Here is a 1,355-nt window from a genome sequence, read left to right on the forward strand (position 1 = left end):
TGTGAGCGATCAACAAGCGGACAGCCTAAGTTGTAGGCGCACTTAGGAGCAGCACAGAATAATGGTACTTCCAGAACGATGGACCCCCGCGTAAGAGGGGAAGCCCTGTGGCACACGCTGAACCGGTGCCGCGGAGTTATGAATTGTCCGGGCCGGGACAGCCTGTCATACTCCCATCGCCAGGGGCTTGATAAATGTGGCGATCAAAGCTAGATACCATGCACTGGTAGCTTTGGCTGCCAGTGCATTCATGTGGCTTTGATATCATTTAATATCATAAATTTCTGTCCCCGATAACCCAAAAACTTGACAAACGCTTTTTTGCATTTATACTTTAAATCGCTAAAGTCATAAGAGGGGGCAATACAATGGGACACAGGTTTAGTCATTTAACTAGAATGGATCGTTATAAAATAGAGGCGCTTCTGAATACCGGCCATCCGGTGAAAGAAATTGCTGCTGAAATCCACGTTCATATCAGCACAATCTATCGCGAGATAAAGCGCGCCCGCCGTCAGCATTTGAACGGCCAAACTTGGGAAATCGAGGACCGCTATAATCCTGATGAAGCGCACAGACTTTATAGAGAAAACCTTGCCGCCAAAGGTGCTCAGCTTAAAATCGGAAAAGATCATAAATTGGCGGAATACATTGAACGTAAAATCATCAAGGAGGGTTGTTCTCCAGCAGCGGCTCTCGCAAGCATTCCGCTGGAAAAGGAAAAATTCCAGGTGTCCATCTGCGTCGGCACACTATACAGCTACATCACCAAAGGGGTGTTTCTATCTCTGTCCAACGCAGATTTGCCGGATAAATCACGTAAGCGGGAATATAAGAAAGTTAAAAAGATTGGCAAACGCGCCCCGCATGGAAAGAGTATCGAGAAACGCCCGGAGGAAGTGGCGCAGCGGACCACGTTTGGACATTGGGAGGGCGATACGGTCTATAGTAAAAAGGACGGGTCAAAAGCCCTGTTTGTTTTAACAGAGCGTCTGACCCGTCGGGAGATCATTGTTAAAATCAAAGACCGAACCGCTCACAGTGTGGTAGCTGCGCTGGATCGGATAGAGCGGCGGTTTGGTGCGAAACTTTTTTCAAAAGTGTTTCAGACGATTACCTTTGATAATGGTGTGGAGTTCTCTGATGTAAAGCGCCTGGAACGGTCTGCGATTCGTAAAGGCAAAAAGAGGACAGTTGTATATTTCTGCCACCCGTATTCCTCGTATGAACGTGGATCAAATGAGTGTCAAAATAAGATGATTCGTCGAAGACTTCCCAAAGGAACGGACTTCGGAAAAGTTTCTGCCGCAGCCATCGCGGAATTGGAGCAGTGGATGAACAACTACCCCAGGAAA

1 protein-coding gene is annotated in these 1,355 nt (G+C 47.5%); it reads left to right on the forward strand.

Annotated features, from left to right (window positions below; translation table 11 throughout):
* Positions 1 to 368 precede the first annotated feature (368 nt).
* Positions 369 to 1,355 (forward strand): IS30 family transposase (locus ACTQ33_RS17060; protein ID WP_441465686.1); only part of this gene is annotated, 987 nt, incomplete at its 3' end.

This window comes from Candidatus Avoscillospira sp. LCP25S3_F1 (genome assembly GCF_052117125.1).
GTDB lineage: Bacteria > Bacillota > Clostridia > Oscillospirales > Oscillospiraceae > Avoscillospira_A.